Source organism: Moorena sp. SIO3E8 (assembly GCF_010692445.1).
Taxonomy (GTDB): Bacteria; Cyanobacteriota; Cyanobacteriia; order Cyanobacteriales; family Coleofasciculaceae; genus Moorena; species Moorena bouillonii.
Window position 1 is genome coordinate 81,024 of the sequence record NZ_JAAHHM010000009.1, and the last position, 15,557, is coordinate 96,580.

Below are 15,557 nucleotides of genomic sequence, written 5' to 3' on the forward strand. Positions count from 1 at the left end.
CATGCCTAGCACAAATTAGCAAGTATTTGTTTTTATTTTCTTCAAGGCGACTAAAGTCGCGCTTACACTTTCATCTCCGCTCGCTTTGTGGCGGAGTTTTCAGTGTTAGGCTTTCTAATAACGATATTTGTAAGGTCTGGTTGCGGATTGTACACCATAAGGGTGTTTGGAGTCTAGTGTTGGCTAAACCCTGATATATATGCTGATCAACTTATCTTTGGCTCAACTCTGTGGCTCAACGGAAGGGTTGGAATCCATCGATGGAGTTCCAAAGCAACAGAATAAAGTCTAAACTTCAAGAATATTGCTCCGGCCTCATTGTCCGTAACAAGTGATCTACCACCGATGGAACCACCGATTGCTTCTGGAACTATTCTGCAAAATCGCTACCATTTGCTCCGTGTCCTTGACCAAGGAGAATTCAATCGGACTTACCTGGTAGAGGATCAAGGGCGTTTCAATGAACCTTGTGTCCTGAAAGAATTTATTCCCCCTCAGACAGAAACTAATAATCTAGATAAGTCAAGGCAACTGTTTCAACAAGAAGCAGGTATCCTGTATAAAATTGAACACCCGCAAATTCCTCAGTTCCGAGCTACCTTTGAAGAGGAAGGACGGCTGTTTCTGGTGCGAGACTACGTAGAGGGAAAAACCTATGGTGACCTCCTAGAACAACGCAAAGCCCTTCTTAATCAAAGTGAACCTCTATCTTCTAATCCGGATCGGGAAGTGCAATCACCGCCAATGGCTAGCCCGACCAACTTGGGAGTTTTATCAGAAACGGAAGTGCGTCAGCTATTGCAGCAATCCTTGCCAGTTTTGGACTACATCCACAGCCAAGGGATTATCCACCGAGATATCACACCCGATAACATCATCATGGGGGAAACAGACAGTATACCCGTTTTGATTAATTTGGGTGTGGTACAGGAACTGGCAACTCGTCTTCAATTGCCAGATACTCCCACACCAACAACTAGTATTGGCAAAAGCGGTTACGCTCCCAGGGAGCAAATTCAGACCGGTCAGGTGTATCCGAGTAGTGACCTCTATTCCCTAGCAGTGACTGCGATAGTGCTCCTGACTGGGAAAGAACCAGAAGAACTTGTCGATGATGCTAATCTGACTTGGAACTGGCGTCCCTGGGCTAGGGTTAGCGATGAGTTAGCTGAGATATTAAATCGGATGCTTAGTGATCAACCAAGCGATCGCTACCAATCCGCTAGGGAAGTCTTGTATGCCTTTCAAGCTTCTGGGTTAACTCCGCAACTGCCAAAGCGCAAGCCAATACCTGGCACAACGGTGGCATCAGCTCAAGGTGGGACACCCAGGGAGGCCAGAGGTGGAGAACCGAGTGAACCGGTGATGTCTCAAGCCACGGGTAACTCTATCTGGAATAGTCCTTGGCCGTTGCTTGGGATAGCTACAGGACTAGCAGCGCTGGCAGGAATAGGCTCTTGGGTATGGGTGAGCAATGTTAATCAGCAGGACACTGGGAAATCCCCTAGTCCTAAGGTGTCAGTGAGTCCTAGTCCTAGTCCTAGTCCGACTCCTACTCCTAGACCTAGCGCTAGTCCAACCCTGAGTAAGCCTCAAATCTACAGTCAGCGTCTAGAGCTTTCTGCTGGTAAAACCCTTTCAAAATCCAGCAATTTAAAGGCTAATCACACTATTAACTACATTATCGAGGGTAAACAAGACCAAACCCTCAAGGCATATCTCAGTGATGAAGGGGTTTTGATGACTGTGCTTGGCCCGGACGGAAAACCAGTGGACAATCGAGCTCAGCGGGTGCGGCAATGGCAAGGGAAATTTCTGTTCACCGGCAACTACACGATTCAACTGAGTCCAGTTAAGGGTCTACCGGATAGCGATTATCAGCTAGGATTAAAGTTAACAGAAGCACCGAAGCCGAAACCAGAACCTAAACCAACTGCTGAGTATAAGATAAAACGGGTCAATTTGTTACAGGGAACCAAGCGTTTGCGGCTACTGGGTCGCACTAGCCCCCAGAAGATTCAGCGCTACTTGGTGAAGGCTAAACAGGGTCAGCAATTGAAGCTAGAGGTTATTGAAAGTGATGTGGCTTTAACTATCCGCTATCCCAATGGGAAGTTAGTGGCAAAGGCTTCAGGGGTGCAACGGTGGCAAGGTAAGCTGCCTATTGCTGGTGAGTATATAGTAGATGTAATCGCTAAACAGGAAAGAAACTTTGCTGTAGATATTAGCCTTACTGACTGAAAGTGAGTCAATCTTGAACGTATTACTAATTACTGGCACCAATACAGAGATCGGCAAAACGGTTTTGACTTCTGTGATCGCTGCTTATTGGCAGACTTACCGTCCTCAAGAGAGTCTGGGGATATTCAAGCCGATTCAAACCGGAATTGGCGATCGCGAAATTTACCACCAACTATTTGACTTGGGTCAAACCCTGGAGGAGATCACACCCGTGGAGTTTAAAACCCCTGCAGCACCACCAGTTGCTGCAGATCTAGAAGGACGAGAGGTTGACCTCGAAAAGGTCTGGCAAGGCTTCGTTAGTCTGCGCAGTCAGCGGGATGTGGTGTTGGTGGAAGCTTTGGGAGGACTAGGTTCACCGGTGACTCATGAACTGATTGTGGCAGATTTGGCAAGGGATTGGCGATTGCCAACGGTATTGGTTGCGCCGGTAGAATTAGGAGCGATCGCACAAGTGGTTGCTAATGTTGCCCTGGCACGCTCATCACGAGTTGACCTCAAAGGCATTGTCCTCAATTGCGTCCAATCTCGTACCTCCGAAGAAATTAATCAGTTGGCTCCGATTAGCTTAATCGAGAGTCTAACCAATGTTAAGGTTTTGGGGATTTTACCTCATCTATCTGACCCAATGGACTACTCGAAACTAGCTCAAGTGGGTTCAAATTTGGATGTCAGTGGTTGGTGAAGCATCATAGTAAATGTGAGGGGAAACGGTAAAAAAGGTTAAACTATGCGATCGCGGACGATTCGAGAAGGCTCCGTTGGCTTATTGATAGTAGCAGGACTTGCTGTTTTCGGTGGACTTGTTGTATGGATTAGTGGGATTAGCTTCGGTCGAAAGAGCTATAAATTTATTGTCAATTTTGGCAACGCTGCTGGGATGCAAGTGGGGGCATCAGTTAGCTATCGCGGTGTCCAAGTTGGGAGAATCACTAACATTGAACCCGGTACTAATGGGGTCAATGTCACCGTTGAAATTGATGACCCTGGATTGTTAATCCCCCGCAAAGTCCAGGTTGAAGCTAATCAATCGGGTTTAATTGGTGCTACCAATGTGGATATCATGCCCCTAGGACAATTACCTGCAACTGCTCAAAGTCTTACACCCTTCGGAGCACAATGTAATTCTTCCCTAGTTATTTGTGAAGAAGATCAGATTAATGGTGATGTGGGTTCCACCTTTGCTGACCTCCTACGGAACGGAAATCGCATTGCTGAACTCTTCGGTGATCCAGCCTTTTTTGACAAAATCAATAGTCTTGCGGAAAATGCCTCCAATGCCGCCAGAGACGTGTCAGAACTTAGCAAAGAGATGACCCAGTTGTCCCGGATAGTGCGGCAAGAGGTAGCAGGCTTGTCCAACGCAACGAATGCTGTGACCAGTGCTGCCAATCAAACATCTAGTCTAATTGGGTTGGCAACCAGTAGCATTTCTAGTACGTCTGAGCAATACAGCCAAACGGCAAGGGAACTAAATCAGTTGATTACCTCTGCCAATCAACTATTGGTCAGCAATCGGGGAAATTTGGTGACCACCTTGGATAGCATCTCTCAGGCCAGTCAAGATCTGCGTGTATTGACCAGCAACTTAACTATTACCGCGAATCAGGTTAACTCAGCGGTTTATCAAACGGATGTATCACAGATGCTGCGGAACTTAGAAAACCTATCGGCTAATGCTGCCCAAGCATCTGCTAACTTACGTAATGTTTCCAATACTCTCAACAGTCCTACTAATTTACTGGTATTACAACAAACCCTAGACTCAGCACGAGTTACCTTTGAAAATGCCCAAAAGATTACCGCTGACCTAGATGATCTGACTGGGGATCCAGCTTTTCGCCGCAATGTCAAGGATTTAGTTAATGGACTCAGCGGCTTAGTGTCTTCTACCGAGCAGCTGCAACAGCAGGCTTTGATATCTCAACAACTGGAAGCTCTCAATACTGCTATAGACACCGCCTCGTCTAATGATCCTGCTAAAACCGTTTCCATCCCTAAGTCCCCCCCTAAGATCGATCCACCTCAGATCGATCCAATAGCTCCAGCTGATCAGAAGCTTCAACCGAATCAAGAAAAACAGATGTTTAAGCTTTTACCCCCAGCCCCTAGGAAATCGGTTAAATGAAATGAATTTAGTAAAGGGAGCAGGGAGCAGGGAGCAGGGAACAGGGAACAGTGGCAAGAGGCCGTATTCAGTAAATTTTGTTAGTTGAAGAGCCTAATTTTTCTGTCTTGATGCAGTCGCTCATGGGGGAGACCCCCGCAGGTCGGCGCTGCCTCCCCAAGACCGTAATGGTGCGTTTGACCCGTAATTAAATTCGCCACGGGTCGCACCTCTGCATCGCTTTTACAGTAAGCTTTCTGAGTTTTTTAAGTGGAAATTTATCATAAAAGGCTTGTGACAGTACTGAAAAACCAAAATGATTTTTTACCACTCCCTACTCCCTACTCCCTACTCCCTACTCCCTACTCCCTACTCCCTACTCCCTACTCCCTATTCGCGACTTCAGCAAAGAAGTCTTAAGTCCAGTCATCTTGGCTTCCAGAACTGTTGTCTCGTCTATACGCAAGACCCTCTTGATGAATCTGAAGGGTTTTCTCAAAAAGCTGTTGTTCTGTCAGTTGCCATCGCTGGAGCAGTAAATCCAAGTCCCTTTGAATCGCTCTAGCACCGGGAAAGCTGTCATAGCGAATCCGCAGTCGGGCTAATTCCGCCAAGTTGTATTCATTGGGTTGTTGTTGTAAAAGACGGTTAACTATTTCGCGATCGCGTTTTTCCTGAGGATGTTGCTGGTCTTGATTTCCTTCCATCTCAGTCAAGGCTTCCATGCTTGCTTGAACATCAATAATTAGTTATAGCAAAGGGAATCGGGAATCGGGAATCGGGAATCGGGAATCGGGGTAAGAGTGTGGGGATATAGGGGAGAATTAATACTGAGATTTTGCACGATTATACAACTACTTAAAAATCGTAAAACTATGCTTTTAATTAATAATTTATAGTTTTTTTTAGACTTAACTTTTTGTTGATATTAAATCTTGCTGCAGTACAAATAGACTTAATATCGTAAGTCATAAAAATAAATTTAAGTACTGAAAAAATCAAATATTATTACTGTTACCTGTTCCTTCTTTTCCCCTCCTGGGAGGGGTTAGGGGTGGGTTCCTGTTGCCTTTGCTAAAGCTGCAAGCTCTGAGTTTATCACAGTTGTTACTCTGAGCAAAAGTGCTGGGAAATCTAAGACTGAGACTAATCGGTCAGGTCTATCTATGAAATGCGTACGCTTCCCCTTTGCCCACAAAACTAATCCCTTATCTAGCAAGCACTACAACACTAATTACCTCATCGCAAGTCGAACCAGAGATACCATTTCACTAATGCAATTAGGCTTAGTGGCATTGCTCGAAGTTAGTAGTCTATGGTTATTACTCGCCTTACCCACTATCGCTCAAATTACCCCAGATAGTACCTTGGGGGATGAAAATTCTCAGGTTACTCCCAATCAGACTATCCGTGGTGCAGTAGCTGATTTAATTGAAGGGGGAGCAATACGAGATAGTAACCTCTTCCACAGTTTTTTAGAATTTAATGTTGGTAATGGTCAACGAGTCTATTTTGCTAATCCCGATGGCATTACCAATATTTTGACTCGTGTCACTGGTAGCAACCTCTCTCAAATTCTGGGGACTTTGGGAGTAAACGGTAGCGCTAATTTATTCTTGCTGAATCCTAATGGTATTGCATTTGGATCTAATGCGAGCTTAGATGTAGCAGGCTCCTTTTTCGCTAGCACTGCTGATAGTGCAATATTTGACAATGATTTCAACTTTAGCGCTAGTGATCCAAATGCTCCACCATTGTTAACCATTAATATTCCCATGGGTTTGCAATATGGTATGGTAGCAATCCTGGCTCAGTCAACGTGATAGGAGCTACTTTAGGCATCGACACTGGGCAAACCATGGCTTTACTTGGGGGTGAAGTTAACCTCAATGGTGCCACCGTTGAAGTGCCAGGGAAGTGGAATTAGGAGGATTATCTAATCCAGGAACCGTTACGCTCAATGGTGCGACATCCGTTAGTTTTCCCGATGGAGTCCAACGAGCTGATGTTTCGTTGACTAACGGTAGCTTGGTAGATGTGACCTCAGTAAATGGCGGAACTATTGCCATCAATGGTGCGAATTTCGACATGTCTCAATCCACTTTACAAGCTGGATTGACTTCAGGGACATCGATACCAGATGCAGTAGCTGGCAACATTACCATTAACGCTAGAGGCAATACCAATCTTATTGACAAGAGTTTGATTGCTAATGATTTACTAACCTCAGCCATCGGCAATGGCGGAAACATTCAGCTAACCACTAGCGCTCTTACCATCACTGGTGGCTCAAGAATTCAAACCGTTACCAATAGCAATGGGGCATCAGGAGATATTGAGATTAATGCCAATGGTGCCATTGATATCTCCGGTTTTACTGAGGATGGGTTATTTAGCGGGATTCTGACTCGTTCCGCTGCTGACACTAGTGGCTTTGGAGGCAACATTACCATTAACAATGCCCAAGGGTCACTGAATCTAGCTAATCGGGGATTTATCGGTACAGTTACGCGGACTAGTAGTAATGGCGGTGCGATCGCACTCAATCTCAATAACTTAGTCTTGGAAACTGGTGGACAAATTATCACTGCTACCACCAACATCGGAAATGCTGGAGATATCACCATTAACGCTAGCGAAAGCGTCACCATATCTGGGGAAAGTCGGGATTTTGTCCCTAATCCTTTCTTAGACTTAGACACCTTTGACTTAAATCCTCTAGAGTTTATTACTGAACCGAATCCCAACGTAGCTGAATCCGGACCATTGGGAATTCCCTATGTTTCCATTGAACGGACTCCAGAACAGATTATTAATGGCACCACCGTATTGGGTGCAGCGGAAAATCAAGTTGATTACTTTTCCTTCAGTATCACGAATGGCAACAGTCGAGCTATTTTCGACATTGACAATGGCTTTACAGGGGAAGACGGCAACGTAGATACCAAGATTTTCCTGTTTAATCAAGGTACAGGAGAATTATTAGAAGTCAATGACGATTCTCAAGCTGCTGATGGTGCTGGTGGCAGTAGAGAAGTCTTTGGCAGTTTCAGCACAGACTCCTTAATTGAGACCACCATCACTGAGCCAGGGGTTTACTTACTCGGAGTTGGTGCCTTCCCCTCTGATGCTAGTAATAATGAATTGATCGAGGGTGCAACCCCAGAAGTGGGGGACACTTACACCCTGCAAGTGTCTCTAGAAAACCTGGGCACGGAGGGAGTCTCGTTACCGGAAGACCCCTTCAATCGGGCTAACTTTAATCTTAATGTGGAAGCCAGGAGCGGCTTATTCTCGGAATCGACAGGTACAGGCCATGGTGGCAGCTTAACAATTAATACTGACAAATTGATACTGAACAATGGTGGCAGAATTTCCACCGATGCCTTTGATGCTGGTGATGGTGGCAATATTACTTTAAATGTTGGCTCATTGCTGGAAGTGAATAATGCATCAACGTTAATCTCAAGCATTGCCCGGGATAGTGGAAATGCCGGTAACCTAGTAATTGATACCAAACAATTACAGCTGAACGGGGGTATTGTAAGTACCGACACCTTTAGCTCCGGTAATGCTGGTGAGATTACCATTACCGCCACAGAATCTGTGATGCTCTCAGGTACAACCGTTGAAGAGCGTGGGCGCATCGATAGCAACGCCAGACCTGGAGCAATTGGAAATGCAGGGAGAGTGGTTGTTGAAACTCGAGTTTTGCAGTTGCGTGATGGCGCTCAAATCCGCTCGATTAATCGGGGGAATAATATGGATGGGGGCAGTGTAACCGTTAGAGCTAAGGAAGTCTCAGCCATTGGTACCTCACCTGATGGTATATTTCCCAGCGCTTTGGTTACAGCTACACTCGTCGGCACCGGCCCTGGCGGCAATTTAACCATTGAAACTGAGCGTTTGCTGGTCAGTGATGAAGCCGCATTGTCCTCTTCTACCCGTGGAGCTGGGGATGCTGGCACTATTACCATTCGGGCAACTGAGCTAGAGGTCAGTGATGGTGGAGAGGTGATTGCTTCTAGCTTAGGGGATGGTGAAGCTGGGGATATCTTCCTCCAAGTTAATGACATAGAAGTCACTGGGATTTCAGAGGATGGTCAGTTTCCTAGTCGGATTGCGGCCTTCTCTGAGGAAAACTCAGCTGCCGGTTCGGTGACCATTACCAGCAACAACTTGAGAGTTCGTGATCGTGCCGAAATTTCCGTCAGTGCTCGTGGTAATGGGGATAATGCCAAGGCCGGTAATCTCGACATTACGGCCTCCTCGATTGTATTAGATCAAGCTACCCTTTCTGCTGAAGTCAATGCTGGGGATAACGGCAATATTAATCTGGATTCCCAGCTAATCTTGATGCGCGATCGCAGTAACATCACTACCAATGCCGAAGGTGATGCCACTGGCGGTAACATTACTATTGATACTGACTTGCTAGTTGCCTTAGACAATAGCGATATCACCGCCAATGCTGAAGATAGCTTTGGGGGACGAGTGATTATCAATGCTTTAGGCATCTTTGGTACTGAATTTAGAGAACAACAAACTCCAGATAGTGATATTACCGCCTCTTCCCAACTGGGAGCTTCCTTTAGCGGTACTGTCGAAATTAATGCACCTTCGGATGACCCTAGCGCAGGATTATTCCAGCTACCGGAAAATTTTGTTAATCTCAAACTCCTAGTTGCCACTGGTTGCGGTACCTCGGATGGCAATCAATTTACCCAATTTGGCCGGGGTGGTTTACCCACAGACCCCACTAAACCGCTTCGGGGTGAAACCCTGTGGGTGGATTTACGTCCATTACCTCGCCACAGCGCTCGCCGCCGGAAAAATCCTATCTTACCTTCCAATGCTTCTAATGCAGGTAACTGGCGTCGGTCTAGAGTTATTGAAGCTAATCGATGGATTATTAATAACGACGGAGTGGTCGAGTTAGTGGCTGATTCACCTCAGTCGAGTCCCTTCATTTCCTGGTTTTCACCTTATTATTGCGTACGGTAACAGCATTTGGGCAATAACTCTAGTTTTCTCTACGTTTAGGCTTTCTTAATCATTCACCTTACTAATGATCATCCCATTGCTATTTTTTTTAACTAGGCCGATAAGTGTTACAAATGGTTAACCAGTATTTAATATCTGTGAGTAGTTTTTCTAGAATTAAATTATAGAACCCTATCACATTGAGTAGCATCTTACTACGGCACTGACTACACCACTGACTACAAGAAACTATTCACTCAACGTCTTCAATGTCAGGGATTATAGCTCAAGCGCGAACCTCAGTATCTTACACATCTTCCCTATCTTTACTAGACAAGGGCAACCCTTAATTTATTTTCTGCAAGTACTTAAATTCCATATCTTCGAGCCCCCATCTGAATAATTTTAAGAGGCGAGGAAAAACTAATCATGGCTTACAAAAAAATTCTGGTAGCAATCGACCGCTCATCCCAAGCAGAAGCAGTGTTTGAAAACGCCCTAGACCTAGCCGAAAAGGAACAGAGTACTCTGATGCTAGTACACTTCCTTAACTGGGAACGTCAGGAAATGATGACTCCTTACGTAGGTCTTGGCACCATAGCTGATGTAGACCTCTATGGTAGTCTGCGAAAGGTTCACCAAGAAAATCTGCAAATACACGTTGAGGAAAACAAAGAGTGGCTTAGGAGTTATGCTCAACAGGCCAATAATCATGGTATCGCTGCCGAAGTATCTTGTCAATTGGCAGATCCGAGTGTAGGAATTTGTGATCTAGCCCAAAAGTGGGGTGCGGATTTAATTGTTCTAGGTCGTCGAGGGCTTGGGGGTTTAAAAGAAATGGTACTCGGGAGTGTCAGTAACTATGTTGTTCACCATGCTCCTTGCTCAGTGTTGGTAGTTCAAGGGGTAGCAACCCCAAGCATTGAGTTAACCACTACAGCCACTCCAGTAACTACAGATACAAAGTAGAGATTGAGCAAAGCTCACGCTTTGCGATTGAGCAAAGCTCACGCTTTGCGACCGACAGGCTTAACATTCTAGCGATGCAGCGCGGTCTTGGGGAGCCAGTGCGGTCTTGGGGAGGCAGCGCGGTCTTGGGGGTTTCCCCCATGAGCGACTGCCGTGGTTCCCCCGCAGACGAAACCTGATTACGTTGAGCCTTTATGGTTGGTAGGCTATGCAGATGCATGGGTTTTAACTTATTGATTAGCGATGCAGCGCGGTCTTGGGGGTTTCCCCCATGAGCGACTGCATCAAGACAAGGCGAGCCTGTCTTACGGTAACTATCGCCTTTGGCGACGCTTGGCCGTAGGCCACGCCAAAGGCGAACGCGAACAAACCATGAGCAACTGGCGTGGTTTCCCCCACTCGCGCTTTGCATCAAGAAGGCTTTAGGAATTATGCATTTTTTACATAGATGGATCAAATAGACTGATTCATCACTAATCATTTCACTAATCTTTCTTACTTCCACCAGAAGTCTAGTCTCTTTTTGAGAGCAGGAATTCCACAATAACTCTACTTGTAGGGTGCGTTATTAACGCACCCTACTACTTATAGGTTTTGGTTATAGGTTTTGGAGTCCAGTTTTGTGTAAGTTGTGGGAGTTATTTCTCCAGGATTTTCTCAACAACTGTGGCTTATTGATGTTAGTTTGCTTGTATAGCAATCCCTGTAGGAATTGTAAAAATTTTGATCCCAAGTTCCCTGTTCCCAGATCCGCTGTTCCCTGTTCCCTTTGCTATACCCATACTTATGCATTTTTGTCAATGCTGAGGTGATAATTAGATCTAGAGGTTACCACCTGCCATCAGAAGAAGTATCTATGATGCCGGTAGGTATTTGGCATTTTGGCAGTAATTTTACTTCGACTGGAGATAATATGCAGCTTTTACGTTGAGTTTAGTGTTTTTACTGTTTCACTGAGGCTCAGAGGTCGGTGACAATCGAACTCAAAGTGCTTAGGATGGAAATTTCGTCAGGGGGAGTAACATCATTATTATTGGTAACGCCCACTTTATTAAAACGGTCGTTGACTTATATCAGGTCATGATCGGAACTTCGACCCAGCTAAAATCCGGCATCGTCTTCTGTGAAGCATCTGGATCATAATTGATCCGAGCTACAGGAAATGATCCAACGCTTAAATCTAATCCAACTCAGAATCCTCAAGGGATTCAGCTTTGCTCACGCTGTGGGAGCGCATCTGGACATAGCTTCGTGATTGTACTCAAAGAAGCATACCCATTCAACTTCTTGAATGCCATCCAGCAGTGCCCAGAAGTCTGCCCTATCCATTGCTCAACCGCCAATCCAGTACAGGAGATTGTAGCTGAAATGCAACAGATGAAGGGCTAAGGGGGTAAGGGGGTAATTTTTAGCGGTCAGGTATTTCCGTGCCTGTTGCACCAGAGACGAAAAATAATGGTATTGAGAAATTTATTACTATTTTACTCAGGTTTTTTACCATATAGCAACTGCCAGGAAATTTATGTCAAATAAACTACAAATGCCAGGAAAATTATGTCAAATAAACTACAAAAATCTGGTGAGATAAGCCAAAGCCTGGAAATTCACTAAAACTCATCCCCTTGTTTATATCTATAAAAAATTTAAATCATTTCTGACTTATACTTAATCATTTCTGATTTCTAGTTAAACAACATCTGTGTTGTATATAAAATAAAGTAAAGAAAGATGACCTCCTTTGAGGAAAATTTTCTAAACTAGTAGTATCAGCCCCGATAGAGTTGATAGCTCAATGAAGGGGAGAAACGAATTGCTAGGCTAGAGTTAAGACAATGGCATATTCGTGGACGTTGTCATAAGGTGAGGTTGTCATAAGGTGACGTTGTCTGCCGAACAGGCTAAGCCTTGAGTTAATGCTAGTTCAGCAACTGCCACAACTTCAGGTGCTTCATCGGACTTTTCACAATCCCATTGAACAATCCCATTGAGGCAGAAAACCATCTGTACTCCCCTTGGAAGTCAAGCTTAGGAGAAGCATCATATGGTCATCACTGCTCCAGAAAAAGCCCAACCATCTGCCAAAGACAAAGCCTTCGTCCTCTGGTTTGAGGAAGTTGGGATTGCCGATATCCCCCTAGTGGGGGGAAAGAATGCCTCTTTGGGGGAAATGATCCGACAACTGACACCAGTAGGAGTGAGAGTCCCCACTGGCTTCGCTACCACAGCCTATGCCTATCGATATTTTATTGAGAAAGCTGGGTTAGAAGCCAAGCTGCGCCAGGGATTCTCTGACCTGGATGTGGAAGATGTCAATAACTTGCGACAACGGGGGATGCAAGCGAGAAGCTTAATTCTCAATACGCCATTCCCAAAAGAACTAGCCAATGCGATCGCGTTGGCATACCAACAACTATGCCAACGCTATGGGAATGATCCCCAGGAATTCTGTGAGCAGTTTGACCCAGAATATCGGGACACTTGCCTACAGTCAAATTACAATACAGATGTAGCAGTTCGTTCCAGTGCCACCGCTGAGGACTTACCTGATGCTAGCTTTGCTGGTCAACAGGAAACCTATCTCAACGTCCACGGAATAAAAGGGGTTGAGCAAGCCTGTCACAAATGCTTTGCCTCCCTTTTTACCAACCGCGCCATCTCCTATCGAACTGTTAAAGGCTTTGACCATTTTGATGTTGCTCTGTCTGTCGGTGTCCAGAAAATGGTGCGCTCAGACCTAGCGTCGTCTGGTGTGATGTTCTCCATCGACACCGAAACCGGATTTAAAAATGCCGCTTTAGTAACAGCAGCTTACGGTTTGGGTGAAAACGTTGTCCAAGGAGCAGTCAACCCTGATGAATACCTAGTGTTCAAGCCGACTCTCCAAGATGGCTATCGCCCTATCCTAGACAAACGTCTAGGCAGCAAAGAAGTCAAAATGGTCTATGATGACGGCGGGAAACTGACGAAAAATATATCAGTGCCGCCATCAGAACGGGGAAAATACGCGATCAATGATGAGGAAATTTTCACCCTAGCCAAGTGGGCTAGCATCATTGAAGAGCACTATTCCCAGGTACGGGGTAGCTACACCCCCATGGACATTGAATGGGCGAAAGACGGGAAAACCGGTGAACTCTTTATTGTTCAAGCCCGTCCGGAAACTGTACAATCCCAGAAATCTGCCAATGTTATTTGTCATTATCAACTCAAAGGCGATGTAGAGACATTGCAGGCAACGTCTGTGCTAGTCACCGGTCGCGCCGTCGGTGAAATGATTGGTCAAGGCAAAGCAAGGGTAATTCTGGATGTCAACAAGATTGACCGTTTCCAAGCCAAAGAGGTATTGGTCACGGACAAGACAGATCCGGATTGGGAACCTATCATGAAGAGAGCGAGTGCTATCGTCACTAACCAAGGAGGCCGCACTTGTCACGCTGCCATCATTGCCCGTGAGATGGGTATCCCCGCGATTGTGGGTTGTGGCAATGCCACTAACCAGTTGAAGACAGGCCAACCAGTGACAGTTTCCTGTGCAGAAGGAGATGAAGGCAAGGTTTATCAAGGGTTAGTGCCCTTTGAGGTGCAAGAAACACCCCTTGACAACCTACCGCGCACCCGCACCAAAATCATGATGAATGTGGGTAACCCAGAGAAAGCCTTTAGTCTGTCTTTTCTTCCCTGCGATGGGGTGGGGTTAGCCCGGTTTGAGTTCATCATTGCCAATCACATTAAGGCACACCCGATGGCGTTGATTCACTTCGATAAACTCGAAGATCCATCGGTCAAGGAAGAAATTGCTCAGCTGACAGCATTGTATGACCATAAACCTGACTTCTTTGTGGATAAACTAGCCAACGGGATTAGCATCATCGCTGCTGCTTTCTATCCCAAACCAGTTATCGTCAGGATGTCAGATTTCAAGAGTAACGAATACGCCAATCTCTTAGGGGGTAAACAGTTTGAACCCAAAGAAGAGAACCCGATGCTAGGATGGCGAGGGGCGTCTCGTTACTGTGATGAAATCTACCGGGAAGCCTATGGTTTGGAATGTAAGGCACTCAAACGGGTACGGGATGAGATGGGACTCACAAACGTTATCCCCATGATTCCCTTCTGTCGCACTCCTGATGAAGGTCGCCGGGTGCTGGCGGAAATGGAAAAACATGGCTTGAAGCGGGGGGAGAATGGGTTAGAAGTCTATGTGATGTGTGAAATCCCCAGTAACGTCATCCTAGCCGACGAGTATAGCCAAATCTTTGACGGCTTCTCCATCGGTTCTAATGACCTCACTCAATTAACCTTAGGATTAGACCGTGACTCTGCTTTAGTTGCCCATATCTTTGATGAACGTAACGAAGCAGTTAAACAAATGGTGCGGATGGTGATAGAAAAAGCCAAGAAAAATGGCCGCAAGATTGGTATTTGTGGTCAAGCACCAAGTGACTATCCGGAATTTGCCTGCTTCTTAGTGGAGTTGGGAATTGATTCCATCAGCTTGAACCCTGACTCGGTACTCAAGACACTTCTGGATATCGCCAAGGTAGAAGGAGTAAATTAGTGTCCCGGTGTTAGGTGTTAAGAGGGTTATGTGTTAATAAATTTACATTACACCTAACCAAACACCTCAAGGTTTTCCCCCATGGAGATGACTTGAATCTCGTCGCATTTAGGAGCAAGTTGCAAGTAGCTTCTAGCTTCAAAACGTCTCCGGTGCCCTTGACCCATTAAGAATTAAATTCGCCACGGGTCGCACCGCAAAGATGCCAAGTTTGGTGATTGATGTCGCCGAGTTCTTGATCAACAATCGCAGATGACCTGGGAGGAAGGATGAGTTAATAGCCAAAAATTCTCATGTAATTCAAAATCAAAAATTACATTACAAAACTTTAAGATACGCCAAGGGCCTAGGGATTAACTTGCCCCAAACCATAGAAAAACCTTGGCTAACCATAAACTTGACGTTTTTTAAGAAATATAAAATAGGAGGAATTGGGGATGATAGCTCCAGAGAAATATAAATAAAATCTAAAGATTATAAAATAAATCAAGAATGGGTAATTAAATAGAACAAATTCTACCATTTTTGATTTTCCCAACTCTATCAAATGTAGATGAGCTGAAATCACTAGTTCTCTTGCTGTCAGCTCAAGTAAAAAACCATGGTAGCCATAACTATGGGTGAAACCACCCGTAATAGCTACTAGCTAGATGTCTTCAGGCTTGTGGTATCGCTAATCGTAAGAGCAAAAGTCTGAAA

General features: G+C 45.3%; 11 protein-coding genes and 1 pseudogene. 10 read left to right on the top strand and 2 right to left on the bottom strand.

From position 1 onward, the window contains the following. Nucleotides 1-345: 345 nt before the first annotated feature. From F6K46_RS06255 to F6K46_RS06270, 4 genes are all read left to right on the top strand, one after another. Nucleotides 346-2,241 carry a serine/threonine-protein kinase gene (locus tag F6K46_RS06255; protein WP_293054373.1) on the top strand — a complete coding sequence of 632 codons (1,896 nt, stop codon included), beginning with the start codon at nt 346-348 and terminating at the stop codon, nt 2,239-2,241. Between the two features lie 13 nt (nt 2,242-2,254). Next, entirely contained in the window at nt 2,255-2,926 is a 672-nt protein-coding gene (gene bioD / locus F6K46_RS06260) for a dethiobiotin synthase (RefSeq protein WP_293054369.1), read from the top strand. 45 nt (nt 2,927-2,971) lie between these two features. Further along, entirely contained in the window at nt 2,972-4,369 is a 1,398-nt protein-coding gene (locus tag F6K46_RS06265) for an MlaD family protein (protein ID WP_293054366.1), read from the top strand. Nucleotides 4,370-4,642: 273 nt separating this feature from the next. Continuing rightward, a complete protein-coding gene (locus tag F6K46_RS06270; RefSeq protein ID WP_293054363.1) occupies nt 4,643-4,768 on the top strand; it encodes a hypothetical protein in 126 nt (41 codons plus the stop codon). Here the strand turns inward: F6K46_RS06270 and F6K46_RS06275 are convergent. Continuing rightward, entirely contained in the window at nt 4,765-5,073 is a 309-nt protein-coding gene (locus tag F6K46_RS06275) for a DUF3288 family protein (RefSeq protein WP_293054360.1), read from the bottom strand. The two genes, F6K46_RS06270 and F6K46_RS06275, sit on opposite strands and share 4 nt — an antisense overlap. Before the next feature lie 441 nt (nt 5,074-5,514). Between F6K46_RS06275 and F6K46_RS06280 the strand changes: the two genes are divergently transcribed. The 5 genes and pseudogenes from F6K46_RS06280 (at nt 5,515) to F6K46_RS06300 (ending at nt 11,689) form a co-directional block, all read left to right on the top strand. After that, a complete protein-coding gene (locus F6K46_RS06280) occupies nt 5,515-6,171 on the top strand; it encodes a filamentous hemagglutinin N-terminal domain-containing protein (RefSeq protein ID WP_293054357.1) in 657 nt (218 codons plus the stop codon). Between the two features lie 94 nt (nt 6,172-6,265). Then, nucleotides 6,266-9,352 (top strand): S-layer family protein, encoded by a 3,087-nt coding sequence (locus F6K46_RS06285; protein ID WP_293054354.1) that lies wholly within the window; start codon nt 6,266-6,268, stop codon nt 9,350-9,352. Between the two features lie 408 nt (nt 9,353-9,760). Beyond that, a complete protein-coding gene (locus F6K46_RS06290; protein WP_293054351.1) occupies nt 9,761-10,300 on the top strand; it encodes a universal stress protein in 540 nt (179 codons plus the stop codon). A gap of 243 nt (nt 10,301-10,543) precedes the next feature. Further along, nucleotides 10,544-10,726: a hypothetical protein gene (locus F6K46_RS06295; protein WP_293054348.1), complete on the top strand. Its 183-nt coding sequence runs from the start codon at nt 10,544-10,546 to the stop codon at nt 10,724-10,726. A gap of 654 nt (nt 10,727-11,380) precedes the next feature. Beyond that, nucleotides 11,381-11,689: pseudogene (locus tag F6K46_RS06300) on the top strand (adenosine-specific kinase). Between the two features lie 480 nt (nt 11,690-12,169). On the opposite strand, the gene F6K46_RS06305 reads toward F6K46_RS06300, so the two are convergent. Further along, nucleotides 12,170-12,301, bottom strand: a complete 132-nt coding sequence (locus F6K46_RS06305; RefSeq protein ID WP_293017798.1) for a hypothetical protein — start codon at nt 12,299-12,301, stop codon at nt 12,170-12,172. A gap of 40 nt (nt 12,302-12,341) precedes the next feature. Here F6K46_RS06305 and ppsA point away from each other — a divergent pair, with 40 nt between their 5' ends. Continuing rightward, entirely contained in the window at nt 12,342-14,858 is a 2,517-nt protein-coding gene (gene ppsA / locus F6K46_RS06310) for a phosphoenolpyruvate synthase (RefSeq protein WP_293054345.1), read from the top strand. Nucleotides 14,859-15,557 lie beyond the last annotated feature (699 nt).